20 protein-coding genes are annotated in these 21,481 nt (G+C 71.0%); 5 read left to right on the top strand and 15 right to left on the bottom strand.

Annotated elements, in window-relative coordinates:
- Positions 1-2: 2 nt before the first annotated feature.
- Positions 3-626 carry a TetR/AcrR family transcriptional regulator gene (locus ACWDZ7_RS13110; protein WP_451796742.1) on the bottom strand — a complete coding sequence of 208 codons (624 nt, stop codon included), beginning with the start codon at positions 624-626 and terminating at the stop codon, positions 3-5.
- Between the two features lie 194 nt (positions 627-820).
- On the opposite strand from ACWDZ7_RS13110, the gene ACWDZ7_RS13105 reads away from it, so the two are divergent.
- A complete protein-coding gene (locus ACWDZ7_RS13105; protein ID WP_451796741.1) occupies positions 821-3,328 on the top strand; it encodes a beta-glucosidase H in 2,508 nt (835 codons plus the stop codon).
- On the opposite strand, the gene ACWDZ7_RS13100 is transcribed toward ACWDZ7_RS13105, so the two are convergent.
- Positions 3,325-4,230: an SGNH/GDSL hydrolase family protein gene (locus tag ACWDZ7_RS13100; protein WP_451796740.1), complete on the bottom strand. Its 906-nt coding sequence runs from the start codon at positions 4,228-4,230 to the stop codon at positions 3,325-3,327. The two genes, ACWDZ7_RS13105 and ACWDZ7_RS13100, sit on opposite strands and share 4 nt — an antisense overlap.
- Positions 4,231-4,572: 342 nt before the next feature.
- Between ACWDZ7_RS13100 and ACWDZ7_RS13095 the strand changes: the two genes are divergently transcribed.
- Positions 4,573-5,067: a DUF3145 domain-containing protein gene (locus ACWDZ7_RS13095; RefSeq protein WP_451512976.1), complete on the top strand. Its 495-nt coding sequence runs from the start codon at positions 4,573-4,575 to the stop codon at positions 5,065-5,067.
- Positions 5,068-5,138: 71 nt separating this feature from the next.
- On the opposite strand, the gene fabF is transcribed toward ACWDZ7_RS13095, so the two are convergent.
- The 5 genes from fabF to ACWDZ7_RS13070 form a co-directional block, all read right to left on the bottom strand.
- Complete coding sequence (gene fabF, locus ACWDZ7_RS13090; protein ID WP_451796739.1) at positions 5,139-6,401, bottom strand: beta-ketoacyl-ACP synthase II; 1,263 nt, start codon at positions 6,399-6,401, stop codon at positions 5,139-5,141.
- 69 nt (positions 6,402-6,470) lie between these two features.
- Positions 6,471-6,719, bottom strand: a complete 249-nt coding sequence (locus ACWDZ7_RS13085) for an acyl carrier protein (RefSeq protein WP_398117214.1) — start codon at positions 6,717-6,719, stop codon at positions 6,471-6,473.
- A 72-nt stretch (positions 6,720-6,791) separates the two neighbouring features.
- The gene (locus ACWDZ7_RS13080) at positions 6,792-7,793 is read right to left on the bottom strand and encodes a beta-ketoacyl-ACP synthase 3 (RefSeq protein WP_451796738.1); all 1,002 of its coding nucleotides are present in this window, start codon (positions 7,791-7,793) and stop codon (positions 6,792-6,794) included.
- A 28-nt stretch (positions 7,794-7,821) separates the two neighbouring features.
- On the bottom strand, positions 7,822-8,733 hold the full coding sequence (locus ACWDZ7_RS13075; protein WP_451796796.1) for an ACP S-malonyltransferase: 912 nt from the start codon (positions 8,731-8,733) through the stop codon (positions 7,822-7,824).
- 90 nt (positions 8,734-8,823) lie between these two features.
- The gene (locus tag ACWDZ7_RS13070; RefSeq protein ID WP_451512973.1) at positions 8,824-10,089 is read right to left on the bottom strand and encodes a PucR family transcriptional regulator; all 1,266 of its coding nucleotides are present in this window, start codon (positions 10,087-10,089) and stop codon (positions 8,824-8,826) included.
- 59 nt (positions 10,090-10,148) lie between these two features.
- Here ACWDZ7_RS13070 and ACWDZ7_RS13065 point away from each other — a divergent pair, with 59 nt between their 5' ends.
- A complete protein-coding gene (locus tag ACWDZ7_RS13065; protein ID WP_451796737.1) occupies positions 10,149-10,814 on the top strand; it encodes a pirin family protein in 666 nt (221 codons plus the stop codon).
- 97 nt (positions 10,815-10,911) lie between these two features.
- Here ACWDZ7_RS13065 and ACWDZ7_RS13060 read toward each other — a convergent pair whose 3' ends face one another.
- Positions 10,912-11,727: a serine hydrolase domain-containing protein gene (locus ACWDZ7_RS13060; protein ID WP_451796736.1), complete on the bottom strand. Its 816-nt coding sequence runs from the start codon at positions 11,725-11,727 to the stop codon at positions 10,912-10,914.
- Between the two features lie 246 nt (positions 11,728-11,973).
- On the opposite strand from ACWDZ7_RS13060, the gene ACWDZ7_RS13055 reads away from it, so the two are divergent.
- Positions 11,974-12,447, top strand: coding sequence for a MerR family transcriptional regulator (locus tag ACWDZ7_RS13055; RefSeq protein ID WP_451796735.1), 474 nt, complete (start codon positions 11,974-11,976; stop codon positions 12,445-12,447).
- A 6-nt stretch (positions 12,448-12,453) separates the two neighbouring features.
- Complete coding sequence (locus ACWDZ7_RS13050; RefSeq protein WP_451796734.1) at positions 12,454-13,482, top strand: aldo/keto reductase; 1,029 nt, start codon at positions 12,454-12,456, stop codon at positions 13,480-13,482.
- 104 nt (positions 13,483-13,586) lie between these two features.
- On the opposite strand, the gene ACWDZ7_RS13045 is transcribed toward ACWDZ7_RS13050, so the two are convergent.
- The 7 genes from ACWDZ7_RS13045 to ACWDZ7_RS13015 all read right to left on the bottom strand — a co-directional run bounded on the left by ACWDZ7_RS13045 (position 13,587) and on the right by ACWDZ7_RS13015 (position 21,236).
- A complete protein-coding gene (locus tag ACWDZ7_RS13045; RefSeq protein WP_451796733.1) occupies positions 13,587-14,813 on the bottom strand; it encodes an acyltransferase family protein in 1,227 nt (408 codons plus the stop codon).
- Entirely contained in the window at positions 14,810-15,973 is a 1,164-nt protein-coding gene (locus tag ACWDZ7_RS13040) for an alpha/beta hydrolase (RefSeq protein WP_451796732.1), read from the bottom strand. Before ACWDZ7_RS13040 ends, ACWDZ7_RS13045 begins: the two co-directional genes overlap by 4 nt.
- 145 nt (positions 15,974-16,118) lie before the next feature.
- Positions 16,119-16,796, bottom strand: coding sequence for a response regulator (locus ACWDZ7_RS13035; protein ID WP_451796731.1), 678 nt, complete (start codon positions 16,794-16,796; stop codon positions 16,119-16,121).
- Positions 16,793-18,157, bottom strand: coding sequence for a sensor histidine kinase (locus ACWDZ7_RS13030; protein WP_451796730.1), 1,365 nt, complete (start codon positions 18,155-18,157; stop codon positions 16,793-16,795). Before ACWDZ7_RS13030 ends, ACWDZ7_RS13035 begins: the two co-directional genes overlap by 4 nt.
- 115 nt (positions 18,158-18,272) lie before the next feature.
- On the bottom strand, positions 18,273-19,148 hold the full coding sequence (locus ACWDZ7_RS13025) for a DUF4429 domain-containing protein (protein ID WP_451796729.1): 876 nt from the start codon (positions 19,146-19,148) through the stop codon (positions 18,273-18,275).
- Positions 19,149-19,223: 75 nt separating this feature from the next.
- A complete protein-coding gene (locus ACWDZ7_RS13020) occupies positions 19,224-20,435 on the bottom strand; it encodes an alpha/beta hydrolase (RefSeq protein ID WP_451796728.1) in 1,212 nt (403 codons plus the stop codon).
- Between the two features lie 147 nt (positions 20,436-20,582).
- Positions 20,583-21,236 (bottom strand): TetR family transcriptional regulator, encoded by a 654-nt coding sequence (locus ACWDZ7_RS13015; RefSeq protein ID WP_451796795.1) that lies wholly within the window; start codon positions 21,234-21,236, stop codon positions 20,583-20,585.
- Positions 21,237-21,481 lie beyond the last annotated feature (245 nt).

Here is a 21,481-nt window from a genome sequence, read left to right as displayed (position 1 = left end):
CGCTAATCGAGGTCGACGTGGTCGCGGCCGTCCCCGTCACCGGGAGCCCGGCCGGCGTCGAGGCCGCCGTCCAGTAGCGCCAGGAAGGCCCTGAACGCCCCCGGCATGTCCACGGACTCGGGGTCCAGCAGCCACTGGTACTGCAATCCGTCCATCACCGCCGCCATCAGCGGGGCCGCCGCCTCGGGCGTGAGGCCGCCCGGCAGCCGCTCCCCGTACTCGGCGCGCAGCACCGCCGCGAAGCTCCCGCGCACCGTCTCGTACCGCCCGGCGAAGAAGGCGCGCGCCGGGTGCCCGTCCGTCACGCTCTCGCCGAGCAGCGCGGAGAAGGTCTGCACGATGCCGGGCCGCATCGCGTTGTACTCCACGAGCGAGCCGAGCAGATCGAGCCGCCACTCGCCGCCCGGCACGGCGTCCCACTGGTCGCGGGCCTCCAGGACGGCCACGAGCAGAGCCTCCTTCGTGGGGAAGTAGTGCAGCAGGCCCTGCTGGGTGAGGCCGACCCGCTCGGCGACCGCCCCCAGGCTCGCGCCCCGGTAGCCGCGCTCGGCGATCACCTCCAGGGCGGCCCGGAGGATCTCCGCGCGCCGCTCCTCGCCCCTGGGCCTCGCCTTGCCCGCCGCCATGCTCCCCACGCCTTTCCCTCGCCCTTCGCCCCTCGACCCTGCCCCCTGGAGGACCGTACGACATCTGCGTGGACCGCATGCCGTACATATAACGTCAAGATAACGAAACCTACCGATCTACAGGTACGCGATGCAGGATGGAGGGAACCGGCACGGCAGGGACGGCCGGGCCGGACTCATCAAGGAGGCACCCCATGGCGGCATCCGAGCCCACAGGGCCCATCGAGCCCACAGGGCCCACCGAGGCCACGGACGCGGACCAGACCCGCGAGGCAGCCGTAGAGGCCGCTCTTCGCAAGCTCGGCCTGGATGCCAAGGCGCGCCTCCTCGGCGGCCGTGACATGTGGTCCCTGCACGCCCTGCCGGAGATCGGCCTGAAGTCCCTCGTGATGTCCGACGGCCCGATCGGCGTGCGCGGCGTCCGCTGGACCGCCGACGACCCGTCCATCGCGCTGCCGTCCCCGACCGCGCTCGCCGCCACCTGGGACCAGGACCTCGCCCGCCGCGCGGGCGCGCTCCTCGCGCAGGAGGCCCGCCGCAAGGGCGTACACGTGCTTCTCGCGCCGACCGTCAATCTCCACCGTTCCCCGCTCGGCGGCCGCCACTTCGAGGCGTACAGCGAGGACCCGTACCTGACGGGCGTGATCGGTACCGGCTACGTCCAGGGCGTGCAGTCCGGCGGCGTCGGGACGACCGTCAAGCACTTCGTCGCCAACGACGCCGAGACCGAGCGCTTCACGGTGGACAACAAGGTCGGCGCGCGCGCCCTGCGCGAGCTGTACCTCGCCCCCTTCGAGGCGATCGTCGCCAACGCCCACCCCTGGGGCATCATGACCGCGTACAACCAGGTCAACGGCGTGACGATGACCGAGCACCGCTACCTCGTGGGCGAGATCCTGCGGGGCGAATGGGGCTTCGACGGCTACAACGTCTCCGACTGGATGGCCGCCCGCTCCACCACCGGCGCCATCGAGGGCGGCCTCGACGTCGCCATGCCGGGCCCCCGCACCGTGTACGGCGAGCCGCTCGCCGCCGCCGTCCGCGCGGGCGAGGTCAAGGAGGAGACCGTCGACGAGGCCGTCCGCAACGTCCTGCGCCTCGCCGCCCGCGTCGGCATCCTCGAAGGCGCCGAGCCGGTCGTCACCCGACCCCCGGCGGACATCGACGGCGAGGCCCTGGCCCGCGAGATCGCCCGCCGCGCCTTCGTCCTCGTACGCAACGAGAACCAGGCCCTCCCGCTGAACGCCGCCACCGGCAAGATCGCCCTCATCGGCGCCGCCGCCCGCGACGCCCGCGTCCTCGGCGGCGGCTCCGCCACCGTCTTCCCCGCCCGCGTCGTCTCGCCGCTCGACGGCCTGACCGCCGCCCTCCCCGAGGGCGCGCTCACCTACGCCGTCGGAGCCGACCCCAGCGAAGAACTGGCCCCCGCCGACAAGGGTTTCGAGCTGCGTGCGATCTGCCGCGACGCCGACGGCAACGCCCTGGGCGAGGGGAGCCTGCCCTCCGGACAGGTCCAGTGGATCGGTGACGACCTGCCCGCCGGCGTCACCCACGAGACCATGGCGAGCGTCGAGGTGACCGGCACGTTCACGCCGCGCGAGAGCGGCGAGCACTCCTTCGGCACGCGCGGCCTCGGCGCCTTCAGGCTCACGGTCGCCGGCCGGGTGCTCTACGACGGCGTGCAGGAAATGGGCTCCGAGTCCGACCCGTTCGAGGCGTTCTTCGGCTCCCCGGTCGAGCGCGGCAAGGTGGCGCTCACGGCGGGCGAACCCGTCGAGGTCTCCCTCCTCCACCGCCTCAGCAGGGAGTACGCGGCCCCGCTGCCGGGCGTCATGTTCTCCTTCGTCCACCTCGGCCCGCGGCGAGCCGCCGACGAACTGATGTACGAGGCCGTCGAGGCGGCGCGGGGCGCCGACACGGCGGTCGTGGTCGTCGCCACCACCGAGCGCGTCGAGTCCGAGGGATTCGACCGCCAGGACCTGAGGCTGCCGGGCCGCCAGGACGACCTGGTCCGCGCGGTGGCCGCCGCCAACCCGAACACCGTGGTCGTCGTCAACTCCGGCTCCCCGGTGGAGCTGCCCTGGCGCGACGACGTCGCCGCGATACTGCTCGGCTGGTTCCCCGGCCAGGAGGGCGGCGTGGCCCTCGCCGACGTCCTGTCGGGCGCAGAGGAGCCCGGCGGCCGGCTCCCCACCACCTGGGGCGACCTCGCCGCCGCCCCCGTCACCCAAGTGACGCCCTCCGACGGCGAACTCCCTTACTCGGAGGGCGTGTTCACCGGCTACCGCGCCTGGGAGAAGGCCGGCGCCACCCCGTCGTACGCGTTCGGCCACGGCCTCGGCTACACCGACTGGACGTACGAGTCACTCACCGTCGAGGGCACCACGGCCACGGTCCGCGTCCGCAACTCCGGCCGGCGCCCGGGCCGCGAGGTCGTCCAGCTCTACCTGGCCCCCTCCGAGCCCGACGCCGCGCGCCCCGCCCGCTGGCTCGCGGGCTTCGCGACGGTCGAGGCGGCCCCCGGCGAAAGCGTCGAGGCGACCGTGGAAATCCCGCGCCGAGCCTTCGAGACGTGGGACGAGGGTCTCAACTGCTGGGCGTATCAGGTGGGTTCGTACGTGGTCCAGGCGGGCCGTTCGATCGCGGATCTGCGCCTGAGCAATCCACTGACGGCAGGAGAGCGAACCGCGGAGGACTCCTAGCCCACCGGCTCGCGCGACGTCACCTGACGGTAGGCCAGCTCGGCGAGGCGTGACTGACCGTCCTTGCTGGGGTGGAACCAGTCCCAGTGGCTCAGCTGGTCGCCGTCGAATCGGTAGTCGAAGACCGCCCCGCCGTCGTACCGGCACCGCCGATCCTCATCGCACACATCTTCGAGTACCGCGTTGTACGCCGCCACCCGGTCCTGCACGGAGTCCCGCCGCTCGGACGCCGTGACGCCCAGGTCGTCGGGGTCGGCCAGCATCGAGGGGCAGATGCCCAGCTTCCACACCTGCTTGCCCAGCGGATTGGCGCGCCCCTGCGACCAGAGCCGCTTGAGATCCGGCACGGACGCCACATACACCTGCGCCTTCGGCAGCGAACGGCGCAGCGTCCGCATCGCCTGCTCGAAGTCGGCGCGGAACTCGTCGACGGGTGTCATCCCGGCGGCCGTCGAACGGCAGGCGTCATTGGCGCCCACCATGACCGTCACCAGCTCGGGCCGCTCGGTGACGGCCTGTTCGACCTGCCCCGTCAGATCGGCCACGCGGGCGCCGGTCTTCGCGTGGTTCCAACTGTGCGAGGTGGCCCGCTTCTTTCCCAGCAGCCGTGTCGCGAGGCTCCGCACCTGGGCGTCGGTGCCGGTCGCCCAAGATGCCTCGGGGCAGTCGGAGAGCACCGAGCAGGCGTCGAAGCCGCGGGTGATGGAGTCGCCCACGGCCGCCATCGAGCGGGGCGTCGTGTCCCACGTGGGGGTGGGTTTCGGCGCCGGCTTGTGCGCGGAGGGGCCGGGGGCCGAGGAGTTGCCGCCCTGCGCGTCGCACGCGGTGAGCGACGCGGTGCCGAGAAAGGCCGCCGCCGCGAGAGCGACGACGGCACGCGAGCGGTGCCTGCGGTTCCGCATCCCCTGGTCCCCTCTGTCGTTCAACGTGACGTCGTGCGCGTGCCCGGGGTTGCGCCCCGCCGGGTGAAAGGTCGGAGTTTCCTGGCCTCTGGACCGACGGTACGTCACACTCCTTGCGCCCTCGCACGGTAGCCTCGCCCCGTAGCCGCCTGGCCACCGCTGTCACGGGCGGCGACAGGCGGGTGATCCACCCGGTGACGCCCCGCTGCTGTGGTTCCGCTAAATTACATCACGTCACATCTGTCCCCTTTTCCCAGGTTTCTCTACCATTTGGGGAAAATTGCTCGGCACGGGCGCGAGGCCGCTGGGGAAGGCGAACCTCGACCCACACTGGAGGTCCCGGTGACGACACGTGGAGTTCTGTACGTGCACTCCGCTCCGCGCGCGCTGTGCCCACACGTCGAGTGGGCCGTCGCGGGCGTACTCGGCGCGCGTGTGAGCCTCGACTGGATCAGGCAGCCCGCCGCGCCGGGCACCTGGAGATCAGAATTCTCCTGGCAGGGCTCGGCGGGCACCGCCTCCAAGCTCGCCTCCGCCCTGCGCGGCTGGTCCCTGCTGCGCTTCGAGGTCACGGCGGAGCCATGCCCGAGCGCCGAGGGCGAGCGGTACAGCGCCACGCCTGAGCTGGGCATCTTCCACGCCGTCACCGGCCTCCACGGCGACATCCTCATCCCCGAGGACCGCCTGCGCGCCGCCCTGGCCCGCTCGCAGCGCGGCGAGAGCGACCTGGAGGCCGAACTGGCCAAGCTGCTCGGCAAGCCCTGGGACGACGAACTGGAACCCTTCCGGTACGCGGGCGAGGGCGCGCCGGTGCGGTGGCTGCACCAGGTCGTCTGACCTGAACCGAAGGGGCCCCCACCGCTTGGTGGGGGCCCCTTCAGTTACGTACGTACGACCAGGTGAGACGCTCAAACGCTCCTGAACGCCAGGACGACGTTGTGGCCGCCGAAGCCGAACGAGTCGTTCAGCGCCGAGATCCTGCCCTCGGGCAGCGGGCGGGCCTCGTCGCGGACGACGTCCGCGTCGACCTCCGGGTCGAGGTTCTTGATGTTGATCGTCGGCGGGGCGACGCGGTTCTTCAGCGCGAGGACCGTGGCCACGGTCTCCACGCCGCCCGCGCCACCGAGCAGGTGCCCCGTCATCGACTTGGTGCTGGAGATCGCCATGTGGTCGACGTCGTCGCCGAACGCCTTGCGCAGCGCCTTGATCTCGGCGACGTCGCCCTGCGGGGTCGAGGTGGCGTGCGCGTTCACGTGCACGATCTCGGCCGGCTTGAGGTCCGTCGTGTCGATCAGGTTCTGCAGCGCCGCGGCGATGCCGTTGCCGGACGGCTCGGGCTGCGTGATGTGGTGCGCGTCGGCCGAGATGCCCTGGCCGATGGCCTCCGCGTAGATCTTCGCGCCGCGGGCCTTGGCGTGCTCCTCGGACTCCAGGACGATCACACCGGCACCCTCGCCGAGCACGAAGCCGTTGCGGTCCGCGTCGTAGGGGCGCGAGGCGCCCTGCGGGTCGTCGTTGCTCTTGGACATCGCCATCATGTTGCCGAACGCGACGATCGGCAGCGGGTGGATCGCCGCCTCCGTGCCGCCCGCGACGACGACGTCGGCGCGGCCGGTGCGGATCATCTCGATCGCGTAGCCGATGGCCTCCGCGCCCGAGGCGCAGGCCGACACCGGGGTGTGGACGCCCGCGTGGGCGCCCAGCTCGATGCCGACGTTGGCCGCCGGGGAGTTGGGCATCAGCATCGGCACGGTGTGCGGGGAGACGCGGCGAACGCCCTTCTCCTTGAGCACGTCGTACTGGTCCAGGAGCGTGGTCACGCCGCCGATGCCGGAGGCGATGACCGCGCCGAGGCGGTGCGGGTCGACGGAGGTGTCCTCGCCGGCCTTGGCGGTGTAGCCCGCGTCGGCCCAGGCCTCCTTGGCCGCGATCAGCGCGAACTGCGCCGAACGGTCCAGCTTGCGCGCCTGCGGGCGCGGGATGACCTCGCCCGGCTCCACGGCGATCTGACCGGCGATGCGGACCGGCAGCTCGGCTGCCCAGTCCTGCTCCAGCGTACTGACGCCGGAACGGCCCGCGAGCAGGCCCTCCCACGTCGAGGCTGCGTCGCCACCCAGCGGTGTGGTTGCGCCGATACCGGTGACGACCACGGTGCGATTGGTCGAGTTCACAGGAAATTTCTCCACGGTGTTGAGGGGATCAGCGGCGCCACCGCCGGGTGGCGACTGAGCACGGCCTGATCAGGCCTGGTGCTCCAGGATGTACTTGGTCGCGTCGCCGACCGTCTTGAGGTTCTTGACGTCGTCGTCCGGGATCTTGACGTCGAAGCGCTCTTCGGCGGCGACGACGACCTCGACCATGGACAGCGAGTCGACGTCCAGGTCGTCGGTGAAGGACTTGTCCGTCTGGACGTCCTCGACCGGGATGCCGGCGATCTCGTTCACGATCTCCGCGAGACCGGCGACGATCTCTTCCTGAGTGGCGGCCATGTTGGCGCTCCTTCTTATGTATCCAGAGGGTGTGGCGTCGTGGGTACGGACCGGGTGATCCGTACGTGATGCCTAGGGGAGGGTAACGACCGTGGCGGCGTACACGAGACCCGCCCCGAAGCCGATGACGAGTGCGGTGTCGCCGCTCTTCGCCTCGCCGGTCGCCAGCAGACGCTCCATGGCGAGCGGAATCGAGGCGGCCGAAGTGTTACCCGTGGTGCGCACATCACGGGCGACCGTGACGTGCTCCGGCAGTTTCAGAGTCTTCACCATCGAGTCGATGATCCGCTCATTGGCCTGATGCGGAATGAAGACATCCAGATCGTCCGCGGTGATTCCGGCCGCGTCCAGCGCCTGCTGGGCGACCTTCGCCATCTCGAACACGGCCCAGCGGAACACCGCTTGGCCTTCCTGCGTAATCGCAGGGAACTTGTCGAGGGTGCCCTTGCGGTACGCCTCCCAGGACTCGGTCTGCTTGATCGTCTCGGACTTGTCGCCCTCCGAGCCCCAGACCGTCGGGCCGATCTTCGGCTCCTTGGAGGGGCCGACGATCACAGCACCGGCGCCGTCACCGAAGAGGAACGCCGTCGCACGGTCGGTCAGGTCGGTCAGGTCGCTCAGCCGCTCCACGCCGATGACCAGGACGTACTCGGCGGAGCCGTCCACGACCATGCCCCTGGCCAACGTCAGACCGTAGCCGAAGCCGGCGCAGCCCGCGGAGATGTCGAACGCGGCGGGCTTGCCCGCGCCGATCTTGTCCGCGATCTCGGTCGCGATGGCCGGGGTCTGCTTGAAGTGCGAGACGGTCGAGACGATCACGCCGCCGATCTGCTCGGGCGTGATGCCGGCGTCGGCGATGGCCTTGCCCGCCGCCTCGATCGACATCGCGGCCACGGTCTCCTCGTCGGAGGCCCAGTGGCGGGTCGCGATACCGGAGCGGGAACGGATCCACTCGTCGGACGAGTCGATCGTCTCCAGGATCACTTCGTTCGGCACGACACGGGTGGGCCGGTAGCCGCCGACGCCCATGATCCGCGCGTACGGGGCGCCCTGACTGGGCTTGATCTTCGACATGCGCTACGGCTCCTTGTCTGTCGTCGGCTCAGGAATGCTCGGCGACGAGCGCGTGGGCCGCGTCGAGGTCGTCGGGGGTCTTCACCGCGAGCGTCTTGACGCCCTTCAGCGCGCGCTTGGCCAGACCGGTCAGGGTGCCGCCGGGGCACACCTCGATCAGCGCGGTGACGCCCAGCTCCTGGAACGTCTCCATGCACAGGTCCCAGCGGACCGGGTTGGCGACCTGGCCGACCAGGCGCTCGATCACCTCGGCACCGGTGGCGACCGTCCTGCCGTCGCGGTTCGAGACGTAGGTGAACTTCGGGTCCGCGACGGTGAGGCTCTTGGCGGCCTCCTCCAGCCGCGTCACGGCCGGAGCCATGTGCCGCGTGTGGAAGGCGCCCGCGACCTTGAGGGCGACGACCTTGCGCACGCCCTCGGGCTTGTCGGCCTCCAGGGCGGCGAGCTGCTCCTTGGTGCCGGCGGCCACGATCTGGCCCGCGCCGTTCACATTGGCCGGGGTCAGGCCGAGCTTCTCCAGGTGCGGGACGGTGACCTCGGGGTCGCCGCCGAGCAGCGCCGCCATGCCGGTCTCCGTGACGGCGGCGGCCTCGGCCATGGCGAGCCCGCGAGTGCGTACGAGGCGCAGGGCATCGTCTTCGCCGAGCACCCCGGTGTACGCGGCGGCCGTGATCTCGCCGACGCTGTGTCCGGCGACCGCGCCCGGCGTGATGTCACCGAGTGCCGCGGCGGACAGCAGTCCGGCGGCCACGAGCAGCGGCTGCGCCACGGAGGTGTCGCGGATCGCGTCCGCGTCTCCCTGCGTGCCGTAGTGGGCGAGGTCGAGCCCGATGGCGTCCGACCACGCGCCGAGGCGGTCTGCCGCGCCGGGGAGGTCGAGCCAGGGGGTCAGGAAGCCGGGCGTCTGAGCGCCTTGGCCGGGAGCGACGAGTACGAGCACTCTCACACTCTCTCTTGTAGACGGCCTGAGCCGCCCGTGGGGACAGGGACGAAGAACGGCTGGGGGAATTGTAGGGGCCCGACAAAAGCCCTACGACTGAGGATCCCTGTCGGCCAGACGCCCCAGGATGAGCGCGATCCGGAGCGTGAACGCGGAGCGCACATCGGAAGGCGACCAGCCGGTGACGTCAGTCACACGTCGAAGCCGGTAGCGCACGGTGTTGGGGTGCACGAAGAGCATCCGGGCCGCGCCTTCGAGGCTGGCCGCCTGCTCCAGATAGACACTGAGCGTCTCCAGGAGCGCGGAGCCCGCTTCCTCCAGTGGTCTGTAGATCTCCTCCACCAGCTGCTCGCGGGCCGCCGGATCCCCGGCCATGGCGCGCTCGGGCAGCAGATCGTCCGCGAGGACGGGCCGCGGGGCGTCCTGCCAGGCGGAACTCGCCTTGAGCCCGGCGGCCGCCGCCTGCGCGGAACGGGTGGCCGCGAGCAGATCCGGGACGATCGGCCCGGCCACCACGGGACCGGCGGCATACGGCCCGATCAGCGCTTTCGCGACCGCCAGCGGATTGTCGCTGCCGCCCGCGATGACGACCAGGCGAGCACCGAGGACACCCGTGAGGACCTGGAGCTTCGCGTGCCGGGCGGCGCGGCGGATGGCTTCGACGGTCAGCTCGCTGTCGCCGTCGGGGGCGGTGCCGAGGAGTACGCAGACGTGCTCGGGGGAGTTCCAGCCGAGCGCGGCCGCCCGGCTCACCGCGCCCTCGTCGGCCTCTCCGGAGAGCACGGCGTTCACGACGAGGGACTCCAGGCGGGCGTCCCAGGCACCGCGTGCCTCGGCGGCCTGCGCGTACACCTGTGCGGTGGCGAAGGCGATCTCGCGGGCGTAGACGAGCAGGGCCTCGCGGAGGACGGATTCGTCTCCCGGCGCCGCGACCTCGTCGATCGCGGACTCCATCACCTCGATCGTCGTACGCACCATCTCCACCGTCTGGCGCAGGGTGATCGCCCTGGTCAGCTCGCGGGGGGCAGTGCCGAAGACGTCGGTCGAGATGGCCTGGGGCGCGTCCGGGTGCCGGAACCACTCGGTGAACGCGGCGATACCGGCCTGCGCGACCAGGCCGATCCAGGACCGGTTCTCCGGCGGCATCGCCCGGTACCAGGAGAGCGTCTCGTCCATGCGCGCGATGGCCTGCGCCGCGAGGCTCCCTGACGACTTCTCCAGGCGCTTCAGGGTCGCGGTGTGTGCGTGGGGGGTGCGGCGGTCCTGGCGGGGCCCGGCCCCCGGATCCGGGTGGGACCCGGGCGGGGAACCCGGCTGGGACTCCTGGTGGGCTTCGTTCGCTGAGGGTTCGGGCACGGGGACAAGACTGCCTTATCGGGGCGGGCACATGCGGTGCCGGGGCTAACGTGGGGTGCGTGACAGACGTACGGCGCTCCGGCGACCGGTACCGCGGTGGGGAGGCGGAGGCCGGTATCGAGTCCTTCCACGCCTTCTCCTTCGGGCCCCACTACGACCCCGACAACCTCCGCTTCGGCGCGATCCTGGCCTGCAACGAAGAGCGCCTCGCGCCCGGCGCGGGCTTCGACGAGCACCCGCACAGCCACACCGAGATCGTGACCTGGGTCGTCGAGGGTGAACTCACCCACCGCGACTCGACGGGCCACGCGTCACTGGTCCGCCCCGGCGATGTCCAGCACCTCTCCGCGGCGGGCGGCGTGCGTCACGTGGAACGCAACGACGGCGCGACCCCGCTCGTCTTCGTCCAGATGTGGCTGGCCCCCCTCTCCCCGGGCGGCGACCCGTCCTACAGGGTCGTCCACGGAATCGCCGACTCGACCCCGTACGAGATCCCCGGCGCGGGCGCACTGCTCCACGTCCGCCGCCTGGCCCCGAACGAACGCACCGCCCTACCGGACGCCCCCTTCGTGTACGTCCACGTGGCGCGCGGCGAGGTACGGCTGGGCGAGACCCGCTTGTCCCCGGGCGACTCGGCCCGGCTCACGAACGAGACGTCCCTGGAGGCGATAGCCGTGGCAGACGCCCCGGCGGAACTTCTGGTCTGGGAGATGACGGGCGGCTAGCGGGCCGGCGGACCGGCGGGCTACGGGGCTGGTGACTGGCCCGCGAGCCCTACTTCAGAGTCCCGCAAGCCCGCCTCGGAGCCCCGCAAGCCTCACCTCAGAGCTCCGCGAGCACCGCATCGGTGAACGCGGGCCACACCTCGACGGCCCAGGGCCCAAAGGGCCGATCCGTAAGGGCGACGCAAGCCGCCCCCGCATCCGGGTCGACCCACAGGAACGTCCCGGCCTGCCCGAAGTGCCCGAACGTCCGAGGCGAAGACGAACTCCCCGTCCAGTGCGGCGCCTTGGAGTCCCGAATCTCGAACCCGAGCCCCCAGTCGTTGGGATTCTGGTGCCCGTACCCCGGCAGCACACCCTTCAGCCCCGGATACGTCACCGTCATCGCCGCCGCCACCGTCCGCGCGTCCAGCAGCCGGGGCGCCTGCACCTCGGCGGCGAACCTGACGAGGTCATCGACGGTGGACACCCCGTCCTTGGCGGGCGAACCATCACCCTCCAGCGCGGTGGCGCTCATCCCGAGCGGCTCCAGCACCGCCTGCCGCAGATACTCCCCGAACGGAATGTCCGTCGCCTTGGCGATGTGATCCCCAAGCACCTCGAACCCCGCGTTGGAGTACAGCCGCCGCGTCCCCGGCGCCGACGTCACCCGGTGCTCGTCGAAGGCGAGCCCACTGGTGTGCGCGAGCAGATGCCGCACCGTCGACCCCTCGGGCCCGGCGGGCTCATCGAGCTCGACCGCGCCCTCCTCGTACGCGACCAGAGCCGCGTACGCCGCGAGCGGCTTGGTGACCGAGGCCAGGGCAAAACGCCGGTCCGTCGGCCCATGCGCCCCCACGACCGTGCCGTCCGCACGGACGACAGCGGCGGCAGCGGTGGGAACGGGCCAGTTCTCGATCATCGCCAAGCTCTGCATGCCGACGAGCCTAATTCCTCCGCGAGAACCAGGCTGACGTCGGGTGGGACCCGAACCCTCCTGCCTGAGACCAATGCCTGAGGCCAATGAGAGCAATGCCTGAGATCAATCCCTGAGATCAACGCCTGAGATCAACGCCTGAAAACAATGCGTGTGATCGATGCGTGACCAAGAAATGAGACGCTCCTCAGATTTCCTCCGATCCCGCTTGCTTGGAGCGCACTCCAAGGTCTTAGCGTGAGGGACATGACGGTGATGGAGACCACGCCTGCACCAGCCCACCCCGCACCCAGGCCCGCGCCCTGCGTCTCGGCACCCGCCGGGCCGCCGAGCCCGGACGGCCAGGACCACTACACGATCAGCGAGGTCGCCGCCTTCACCGGCCTCACCGCCTACACCCTGCGCTGGTACGAGCGGATCGGCCTGATGCCCCACATCGACCGCTCCCACACGGGCCAGCGCCGCTACCGCAACCGCGACCTGAACTGGCTCTCTTTCGTCGGCAAACTCCGCCTCACCGGGATGCCTGTGGCGGACATGGTCCGGTACGCGGAACTGGTGCGCGAAGGCGAGCACACCTTCTCCGAGCGCCAGGAACTCCTGGAGCGGACCCGGCGCGACGTCCGCAGCCGCATCGCGGAGCTGCAGGACACCCTCGCGGTCCTCGACTACAAGATCGACACGTACGCTGGCGCCCGCAAGGCGTCGGAGAGGCTCTGAACCCTGATGACGTTTGACAACACGGCCGGCGGCATCGCCACGGCTCGGCTCGGCACCAACGGCCCCGAGGTCGGTGTCCAGGGCCTCGGCTGCATGGGCATGAGCTTCGCCTATGGCCCCACCGACGCCGACGAGGCCCACGCCACCCTGGACCGCGCCCTCGAACTGGGCGTCACCCTCTACGACACCGCCGACGTCTACGGCATGGGCGAGAACGAGAACTTCCTTGCTCCTTTCGTCAAGGCGCACCGCGACGAGATCGTCCTCGCCACCAAGTTCGCTTTGGCCATCGACCCGGATGATCCGACGAAGCGGCGCATCGACAACTCTCCCTCCTACATTCGCTCCAGCGTCGACGCCAGCCTGCGCCGCCTCGGCACGGACGTCATCGACCTCTACTACATGCACCGCCGCGACCCGGATGTCCCCATCGAGGAGACGGTCGGCGCGATGGCCGAACTCGTCGCCGCCGGCAAGGTCAAGCACCTCGGCCTGAGCGAGGTCACCGGCGACGAACTGCGTGCCGCCCATGCCGTCCACCCCATCGCCGCCGTCCAGTCGGAGTGGTCGCTGTTCAGCCGCGACATCGAGCGGGGTGTGGTCCCCGCGGCCGCCGACCTGGGCGTGGCCCTCGTGCCCTACTCCCCGCTCGGCCGCGGCTTCCTCACCGGCGCGTTCGTCAACGCCGACAAGGAGCTAGGCGAGGACGACTTCCGCCGCCAGCAGCCCCGCTTCACCGGCGCCAACGCCACCGCCAACGCGGCCCTCCTGGCCCCCGTCCGCACAGTCGCCGACGCCCACGGCGCGAGCCTCGGCCAGGTCGCCCTGGCCTGGGTGCAGCAGCAGTCCACGGTCCACGGCCTGCCCGTCGTCCCGATCCCCGGCACCCGCAGGCGCCACCGCGTCGAGGAGAACACCGCGGCCACCCGCATCACCCTCACCGACGAGGAACTCGCCCTGCTGGCCCCGATCGCCGCCGACGTCGCGGGCGACCGCTACGCCGACATGACCTTCACCTCGGCGGGCCGCGAGTAGCCAAGGCCTCCCTCCGGCCCCGCACAGCCGGGGCCGGAGGCGCCCGCCGCCCTCTGCGGGCCTGCGGCATACCGGTGTCGGTATCCCGGTGCCGCCCCGGCCCCTCACGCGAGGCCCAGGGCGAAGACCGCGAAACCCGCCGCCAGCAGTCCGGCGAGCGCTCGCCGTGCGTGGCTCGCGCGCTTCCACGGGGCCTCGAAGCCACGGGCGTACCGGCCTATCAGCACCAGCAGCGCCGCGAGAACCGGGAGCCAGACGACCCGCGCCGCTATCCAGCCCAGCGTGTCGGGGTCCGTGGTCAGCCCCGGCACCGCGCCGAGGAACGAGCCGGGCACGGCCGCGACGAGCAGCGCCGTCTGGTGCCAGCACAGGATCGTCATCGCCGACAGGTTGACCACGACGACCGGCGCCCACAGAGCGGGCCTGCGCAGCAGTCGGCCGATGCGGTCCCGCAACAGGATCGCCGCGCCGCTCTGCGCGGCGGCCAGGGCGAGGACCAGCAGCGACGGCGGATGCGAGTTCGTACGGGCCTCGCCGGGGACGCCGACCATCGACGCCGGGTAGTGGAAGAGGAGGAGCAGGGCGGTGAAGAGAGCGGCGCCGCCGACGAGCAGCAGCCAGGCACCGCGTTTTCCCAGCCGCTTCTCGCCCCAGGAAACGCCCAGTTGGTAGGCGAACATCCAGCCCGGCAGCAGATTCAGCAAGGACAGCCAGGAGGGCATGGCGTCCCCGAACGGGCCGTAGCGCAGGAAGTCCACGACGGCGACCGACCCGAGCAACGGCACCGCGGCCCACGCCCCCAACCGCTCCGCCGCGCGTATGCACCAGGGGGTGAGCGCCGTGATCACTGTGTAGACGCCCACGAACCACAGGGGTTGGATGACCAGTGTGGACGCGGTGCGCAGCGTCGTGCCCGGCACACCCAGCGCGTACAGCATCGGGATCAGCGCGGCCCAGACCGCCGTCACGCCGAGGACTGGTCGCCCGAGCCGAGCGAGGCGCCCGCGCAGCCAGTCACTTGTCGACTCGCCGCGCGCCACTGCCCGGCGGTACGACAGCGTGGAGGCATAGCCGCCCACGAGGAAGAAGATGCCCAGCATCTGCAGCACCCAGCTGAGCGGTGCGAAGAAGCCGAACGAGGTTAGCGGGCTCGCGTTGTGCAACGCGCCCCCGGAGTCGAGGGTGAAGCCGCCCAGCAGCCAGTGCCCGGTCGGCACGGCGAGCAGAGCGAGGGCACGCAGGCCGTCTATGGCGCGGTCGCGGCGGAGCGGAGTCCTGGCGTCTATGACGGACGCCGCCCGGTGCAGTCCGCTCAGGGTCGGAAGGCTCATGTCCGCGCTCCGATGGTTCGGGTGGTGACGGTGGAGTCGCCTCCGTCGGCGATGCGGGCGAAGGCCCGCAGGGAGTCGGTGCCGGGGGCGAAGTAGCCGGTGTGGCCCTCGGCTCGCTCGGCGGGGACGCGCCGCGCGCCGAAGCCCGGGGCGGTCGGGTCCTCGCCGTGGCCGAGGCCGAACAGCTCGACGTTCGGCACCTTGCCGATCCAGTCGCTGTCGTCCCGGGCGGCCCAGACGCGGGCGGCGGTATGCAGGTCGGCCACGCTGTCCGCCCGCATACCGGGGGAGCCGAGGACCACCAGGTCGGCCGCGGGGAGCCGGGGAGCGGCCAGGCCGCACACCACCGAGCCGTAGCTGTGGCAGAACACGGAGGGCCGCGGGGCACCGGACGCCGTCAGGCCCTGTGTGAAGCGCGCGAGGCGCGGCGCACCCGCCTCGGCGAGGCGTCCTGTGGCGGCGTCGGGGCCGAGGCCGACCGGCGTGGTGTACCCCACCCAGGCCACTACGGCGGTGCGGGCGTCCGCCGCCGCGCGCAGGGAGCGGCCCATCCCGGCCGGTGTGCCGTACTTGTCCTTGGCGCGGTCGAAGCTGTTCAGGTCGATGTCAGAGCCTGGTACGACGATGGAGACGTGCTCCGCCCGCTCCAAATCCCCGTACACTTCGGCGATTTGGCCGCGCCCTCGCGGGTCGAATGCCAGTATCTGCCGACCGTGGGTGAGCAGTTCGTCGTAGCGGACGGTCAGGGCTCTGGCGTGCTCACGGTCCTGCACGGTGAGATCGGGGTCGGTCGACCGGGCCCGCTCGCGGGCCCGCTCGGCCCTCAAGCTGCGTGAGTTGGCCTCGTACCGAAGCGCTATGGGCGCTCCGTCGAGATTACCGACGACCGAGGGATGTCGAGTTACCAGCTCTTGGCGCTGGGCAACGCTCAGCGAGTCGAAGAACGTGGCTATACGGGCGGGTGAAGCCGCTTCGGGGTCCGGCAGCCGCATGCCGAGGGCATGGTCCGCGCGCCACGAGCTCGTGCCTGGCGGCGGGCCCGTGAGCGGCTGCTGTTCATTGCCGACCGTCCAGCCCGCCGTGCCGGCCACGACCGTCGTCGTGAGCGCGGCGGCGACCAGCGCCCTCTTGCTCCGTGCTTTCCATGACCGAAGCCGCATGGCCGGTCTCCCTCCCCGCTTCGTGGCGCGCTGTGGCCTGACGAAGTGAAGGTAGGGAGACGGAGGGTGGCGGCACGTCACACCGCGGAGCCAACTCTCAGGTGATACCGGGGTATGCGGTGGTGATACCGAGGTAGGGGGTGGACTACTGCTCGCCGGGTGTGACCAGGCCCGCCTCATAGGCGAAGATCACGGCTTGGGCGCGGTCCCGCAGCCCCAACTTGCTGAGTACGCGGCCGATGTGGGTCTTCACCGTCTGCTCGGCGAGCACCAGTCGCTCGGCGATCTCCTGGTTGGACAGGCCGCGGGCGATCAGCACCAATACCTCGGTCTCACGCGGCGTCAGGCCGTTGAGCTGAAGCGCCTGGTCCTTGCGCGGCGCGGGGCGCTGCTTCGCGAAGTCCGCGATGAGACGGCGGGTCACCGAGGGGGCGAGCAGCGCCTCGCCGGACGCCACCACGCGTACGGCTGAGATCAGATCGGCGGGTGGCGCGTCCTTGAGCAGGAAGCCGGAAGCCCCTGCGCGCAGCGCCTCGTACACGTAGTCGTCCACGTCGAACGTGGTGAGCATCAGCACCTTCGGCAGGTGCACCACACCCGGTGGCGGGTTCAACAGAGCGCGGGCCGCGGCGAGTCCGTCCATCTCCGGCATGCGGACGTCCATCAGGACGACATCGGGATGAGTGCTGCGGCTGACCTCGACACCCTTCTTGCCGTCCGGTGCCTCGCCCACGACGTCGATGTCGCTCTGTGCCGCCAGCAGGGCGGCGAACCCCGCCCGCACCATGGCCTGGTCGTCGACGATGATCACGCGGATGGTCATGCGGTGCCGGAGTCCTTCGGGAGGAGGGGAAGCCGGGCGGCCACGCGGAAGCCGCCGTCGGGCAGCGGCCCGACGTCTACCGTGCCGCCGACCAACCGTACGCGCTCGCGCATGCCGACGAGACCGTGCCCCGTGCCGCTGCCCTCCAGCGGGGAGACGGACTCCTTGGAAGGGCCGTTGACCACGAGGATCAGAAGATTCTCGTCGTCCAGGCTGAGCGTGATCCTGGTCTGCGCACCCGGCGCGTGGCGCATCACGTTCGACAGGGCCTCCTGGACGATGCGGTACGCGGACAGGTCCACGGCCGGCGTCACCTGCGCCAGTTGTGTGAGGATCGCCAGCTCGGGGCGCGACAGATCGATCGGTATGCCGGCTCGTATCGTGGCCTCGACCAGGTGCGGCAGCCGGTCGAGGCCGGGCTGGGGCGCCCGCTCGCCGTTCACCCCCTCGCTACGCAGCACCGCGAGCAGCCGCCGCATCTCGGTGAGTGATTCACGGGCGCTCGCCGCTATGCTCCCGAACTCCTCGCGCGCCGCGTCAGGAAGGCCGTCGAGTCGGTAGGGCGCCGAGTCCGCCTGGACCGTGATCACCGACATGTGGTGGGCGACGACATCGTGCAACTCGCGGGCGATGCGGGCGCGTTCCTCAAGAAGCGTGCGCTGGGAGCGCTCGGCCTCGCTGATGGTCTCCTGCTCGACGAGCCTGCGCCGGGCCTCACCGCGCTCACGCAACAGGGCACCGAGCAGCAGCACGGCCCCGCTCAGCACGGTCAGCAGGACGCCGGTGTCCTGGCTTCCGTCGCCGCGGAACGCCCCGAGCACCAGTCCGGTGACCACGGTGACCAGCCAGACACCGAGGAGTGTGCGGCGACTCTCCCGCAGGGACAGCGCACAGCAGAGGACCAGGTACCCCACGATGATCATGGGGGTCCAGGGGGCGGGACGGCTGGAATCCGCGGCCATCGTGGCGATCGCGCCGATGACGTCCGCGACGATCACGATCCACCACGCGGGAAGCGGCCGGGTGACCGCGAGGAACAGCGGAGCGGACTGGGCGACGGCCAGGGCGCCCGCCAGTCCGCCGCCCACCCCATAGTCATGCGTCAGTACCTGGACGGTGACCGGGACGAGGACGACGACGAAGCCCAGCGCGATCACATGGGGCAGCGCACGCACCCAGCGTTTGGGAGCGCCCGCCAGCAGCGGCTCGGTCGAGCCGGCGGGCGTCGAGAGCGAGGCCCCCGCTGTCCGCAGGCCGTCGACGACCGCCGCGGTCGCACGCCGGAGGCCGGCCCCGCGCCGCCCCGGCTCGGCGGCAGGGCGGCGGGGCCCTTGGTCGGGAGGTGTCGTCGTGCTGCTCATGGCCTGATCAGCGTAGGCATGAAGTCCCCCTCGCGCCGTCATACCGGGGAGCCGCCCCGCACCCCATACCCAGGTATCACCGTCGTCCCACGGGTAGCACCAGGGACGGCTCGGATCACAGCTCCGCCAGTAGCTCGGCCTTCTTCGTCGTGAACTCTTCGTCCGTCAGCAGACCCGCCTGATGCAGCTCGCCCAAGTGCCGGATGCGATCCGCGATGTCCGCCGGATCGCGCCGGACGGCCGACGTGGACGTGGCGCCGACACCCTCGGACGTCAGGGCCGGGCCGGAGGTCCGCACCGCGGCGAGGACCGACGCGGCGAACGGCAGAGACTCGTGGACCGGGCCGTAGCCGAGCCCGAAGACGACGGCCGCCGGGTCCTGATCGGCCTGCGCGGGCTGGGCCACGGGAGTCTCACGGCGCAGCAGCCGCAGATGCCCCTCGAAGACCTCCGGGGAGCGCCACTCGATGCCGCTCAGGTCCGTGACGGGAAAGCTCTGGTCACCGGCCTTCCACTTCGCCGACGAGGCGCCCGTCCAGAACCACCGGAAGGACACCAGCTTGCCGTCGAAGGACGCCTTCCCGTCGTACGCCTTGAACTGCAGCGGCGCCTCGGGCGCGGCCACCAGATAACGATCACAAGGCCCGTCGTCGTCCGCCGCGATCTGCGCCCGCAGCTCGTCCGCGTAGTACTCGGCGAGCACCTCCCGCTCGGCGGGCAGCACCAAGCGGTACGGGTCGCAGCCGTCCTTGAGCTGGCCGGCCGCCACCTCCATCAGAGGATCGGCGCCAGGTCTCGGCACGGCATGCAGAACGACGGTCCCGCGTTTCCCCGGGGAGAGAGTCACCGCTGCGATCGCCTCGTGCGGGATACGCCGTTCACCGAGCGCTTGGTAGAGCTTCGGCGTGCGGATTCCCCGTTCGAAGCGGATGAGCACGGAGTCGGACTCGAACTCCCAGGCGGCATGAAATCCGGCCAATACGTCACCCATGCGGCTCATCGTAGGCGGCACGCGCGCCTCCGTCCCTCCTGCGGCGGGCCGCTGTTTCGTCGATTTCTACGCGCGTCAGGCCGCTGCCGCGCCGGAAAAGCCCTCCCGGCAGGCGTCGTCTCCACTCGCGCAGCGCACCCCGTGGTACGAGCCAGTGCCGATCTGGGCGAAATTGCGCAGACTCTCCGTGCCCGGTTCGAAATAGCCGGTGTGTCCCTTGGCGTCCGCCGCGGACAGCACCCGCGCACCGAAACCGCCGGACACCGGGTCGGCGCCATGGCCGAGCCCGCCGACCTCCATGTACGGCACATCCTGAATCCAGTCGTCGCTGTCCCGGGCGGCCCAGATCCGGGCCTCCGTACCCAACTGCGATGCCCTGTCGGCGCGCATGCCGGGGCTGCCCGCGACCGTGATGTCGGCGACCCGAGAGGGCAGGGTCCGCGCGGCCACACCGCACACCACGGAGCCGTAGCTGTGGCAGTACAGCGCGACAGGCGAGCGCCCGGGGAGCCCCCGCACCATGGAGTCGAGGCGTACGGCCCCGCTCTCGGCGCGCATGGCCGTGGCCGCGTCCACGCCGATGCCCACGGGCGCGGTGTAGTCGGCCCAGGCGATCACGGCGGTACGCGCGCGTGGGCTCACGGAGCGCTCCTCGCGGTAGAGCGCTTTCGCCATGCCCACCGGCGCCGAGTACTTGCGGAACGTCCGCTCGAAGGTCAGCACGTTCGTGTCGACACCGGGCACCACGACGGAGACACGGCGGGCCTTGTCGAGGTTCCCGAAGACCTCCGCCATGCGTCCGGAGCCCATGGGGTCAAAGGCGAGGACCTGGCGTCCGGGGCGCATCATGACTCCGAACCGCTTCATTCTGCGCTCGGCCTCCTGCTGTCCCAAGGGGGAGAGGCGTTTGTCGTGCATGCGCTCCCGCTCCACCTTGCGGGCCTGGCCCAGGGCGATGCGGTTCGCGCGATAACGCAGCTCGGAAGGCGCGCCGTTCATGTTGCCGACCGCGAGGGGATAGCGGCCGGCGAGCCGGTTGCGCTGCTGCTTGTCGAGCGAGGCGAAGAACTGGGTGAGTCGGGCGGCGGGAGCGTCGGGGTCGGGCAGCGCGTGCCCGTCGATGTTCCCTCGCTCCCATGCGGAGAGCGCGGCTTCGAGAGGCGACGAGTCACCTCTGTTGTTGCGCACGGCGGTCCAGCCCGTGGTCGCCAGCATGACGAAGACGACGGCCAGCGCAAGCAGAGCGCGCCAGGCGTTGAGTTGGGGGGATGAGTCGAAGGAAGTCACTGCGGAACAGCCTAGGAGAACCCCGATGCATACCGTGCATCGCGTGATGCAGATCACGTTTCCGTAGGGGTGATTGTGGCAAAGCGGGCGCATCTCAAGCGCTCCGTCACGCTCCGTCAATTGGGCGGTTCTCCGCCACCGGGGCGGCTAGTGCGTGCGCCAGTCCTGTGCCAGCGCAGGCCCCAAGTGGTCGAGATACTGCTCGGTGAGCTCGCGGATCGACTCCACGCTGGCGTCCTCACCTGCGCCCCACAGCCGGCCCGAGACCCGCATCACGCCGCTGAACGCCGCCACGGCCACGCGCGGGCGCGGATCGGTGTCGACGTCGAGCCCCTCGCGTTCGGCGATCACCCGGGCGATCTCGTCCTCGGTCTCCATGGAGCGGCGCAGGTGGGCGGCGAGTAGGGAAGGCGTCGATTCGATCATTTGGTACGTGCTCATGTGGAGCTCGACCGGCACGACCTCCTTGATGGACTGACCCATGGCCTCCCAGGCGCCCAGGGTGGCCCCGCGCAGCGCCACGAGCGGCGCTTCGCGGGCGGGGCGCTCGCGCAGGGCCTCGACGAACCGCGCGTCCACCATCCCCTGGACGGCGAAGGCGGCCTCTTCCTTGTTGGCGAAGTACCGGAAGAACGTGCGCTGGGACACGTCGACGGCCTCGGCGATCTCGTCGACGGTCGTCTCCTCGAACCCCTTGGTCGTGAAGAGTTCGAGCGCCACACGCAGGAGCGCGTCCCGGGTGCGCTGCTTCTTGCGCTCTCGCAGACCCGGCCGCTCCTGCAGACCCGGCCGCTCCTGCAAACCGGGCCGCTCCCGCAACCCCGGTCCGGCGGGTCCGGCGGGTCCGGCGGGTCCGGGGGAGGTGCCCTCGGGGGCTCCGGTGGCCTCTGCCCGGGTCTCCGCGGGGTCTGTCGCTCGCTGCCCGGTCTTCACGCCACGGTCCCCTCTCTGACTGTTCGCCCAGCTCAGCATATCGGGAGCTATGTGACAGTTACCGACTTGTGAATTGGTTTGTCAACTGTCAGCGACTGTCATTAGCCTGGACG

It is taken from the genome of Streptomyces sp. NPDC003032 (genome assembly GCF_053591415.1).
The sequence above is the reverse complement of the archived record's forward strand: the minus strand, read 5'-3'. Positions and strand labels throughout refer to the sequence as shown.

Coding starts and splice junctions, on each gene's coding strand:
- ACWDZ7_RS13110 (WP_451796742.1), bottom strand. CDS start 626: ATGGCGGCGGGCAAGGCGAGGCCCAGGGGCGAGGAGCGGCGCGCGGAG.
- ACWDZ7_RS13105 (WP_451796741.1), top strand. CDS start 821: ATGGCGGCATCCGAGCCCACAGGGCCCATCGAGCCCACAGGGCCCACC.
- ACWDZ7_RS13100 (WP_451796740.1), bottom strand. CDS start 4,230: ATGCGGAACCGCAGGCACCGCTCGCGTGCCGTCGTCGCTCTCGCGGCG.
- ACWDZ7_RS13085 (WP_398117214.1), bottom strand. CDS start 6,719: ATGGCCGCCACTCAGGAAGAGATCGTCGCCGGTCTCGCGGAGATCGTG.
- ACWDZ7_RS13080 (WP_451796738.1), bottom strand. CDS start 7,793: ATGTCGAAGATCAAGCCCAGTCAGGGCGCCCCGTACGCGCGGATCATG.
- ACWDZ7_RS13060 (WP_451796736.1), bottom strand. CDS start 11,727: ATGCAGAGCTTGGCGATGATCGAGAACTGGCCCGTTCCCACCGCTGCC.
- ACWDZ7_RS13055 (WP_451796735.1), top strand. CDS start 11,974: ATGACGGTGATGGAGACCACGCCTGCACCAGCCCACCCCGCACCCAGG.
- ACWDZ7_RS13050 (WP_451796734.1), top strand. CDS start 12,454: ATGACGTTTGACAACACGGCCGGCGGCATCGCCACGGCTCGGCTCGGC.
- ACWDZ7_RS13045 (WP_451796733.1), bottom strand. CDS start 14,813: ATGAGCCTTCCGACCCTGAGCGGACTGCACCGGGCGGCGTCCGTCATA.
- ACWDZ7_RS13040 (WP_451796732.1), bottom strand. CDS start 15,973: ATGCGGCTTCGGTCATGGAAAGCACGGAGCAAGAGGGCGCTGGTCGCC.
- ACWDZ7_RS13035 (WP_451796731.1), bottom strand. CDS start 16,796: ATGACCATCCGCGTGATCATCGTCGACGACCAGGCCATGGTGCGGGCG.
- ACWDZ7_RS13030 (WP_451796730.1), bottom strand. CDS start 18,157: ATGAGCAGCACGACGACACCTCCCGACCAAGGGCCCCGCCGCCCTGCC.
- ACWDZ7_RS13025 (WP_451796729.1), bottom strand. CDS start 19,148: ATGGGTGACGTATTGGCCGGATTTCATGCCGCCTGGGAGTTCGAGTCC.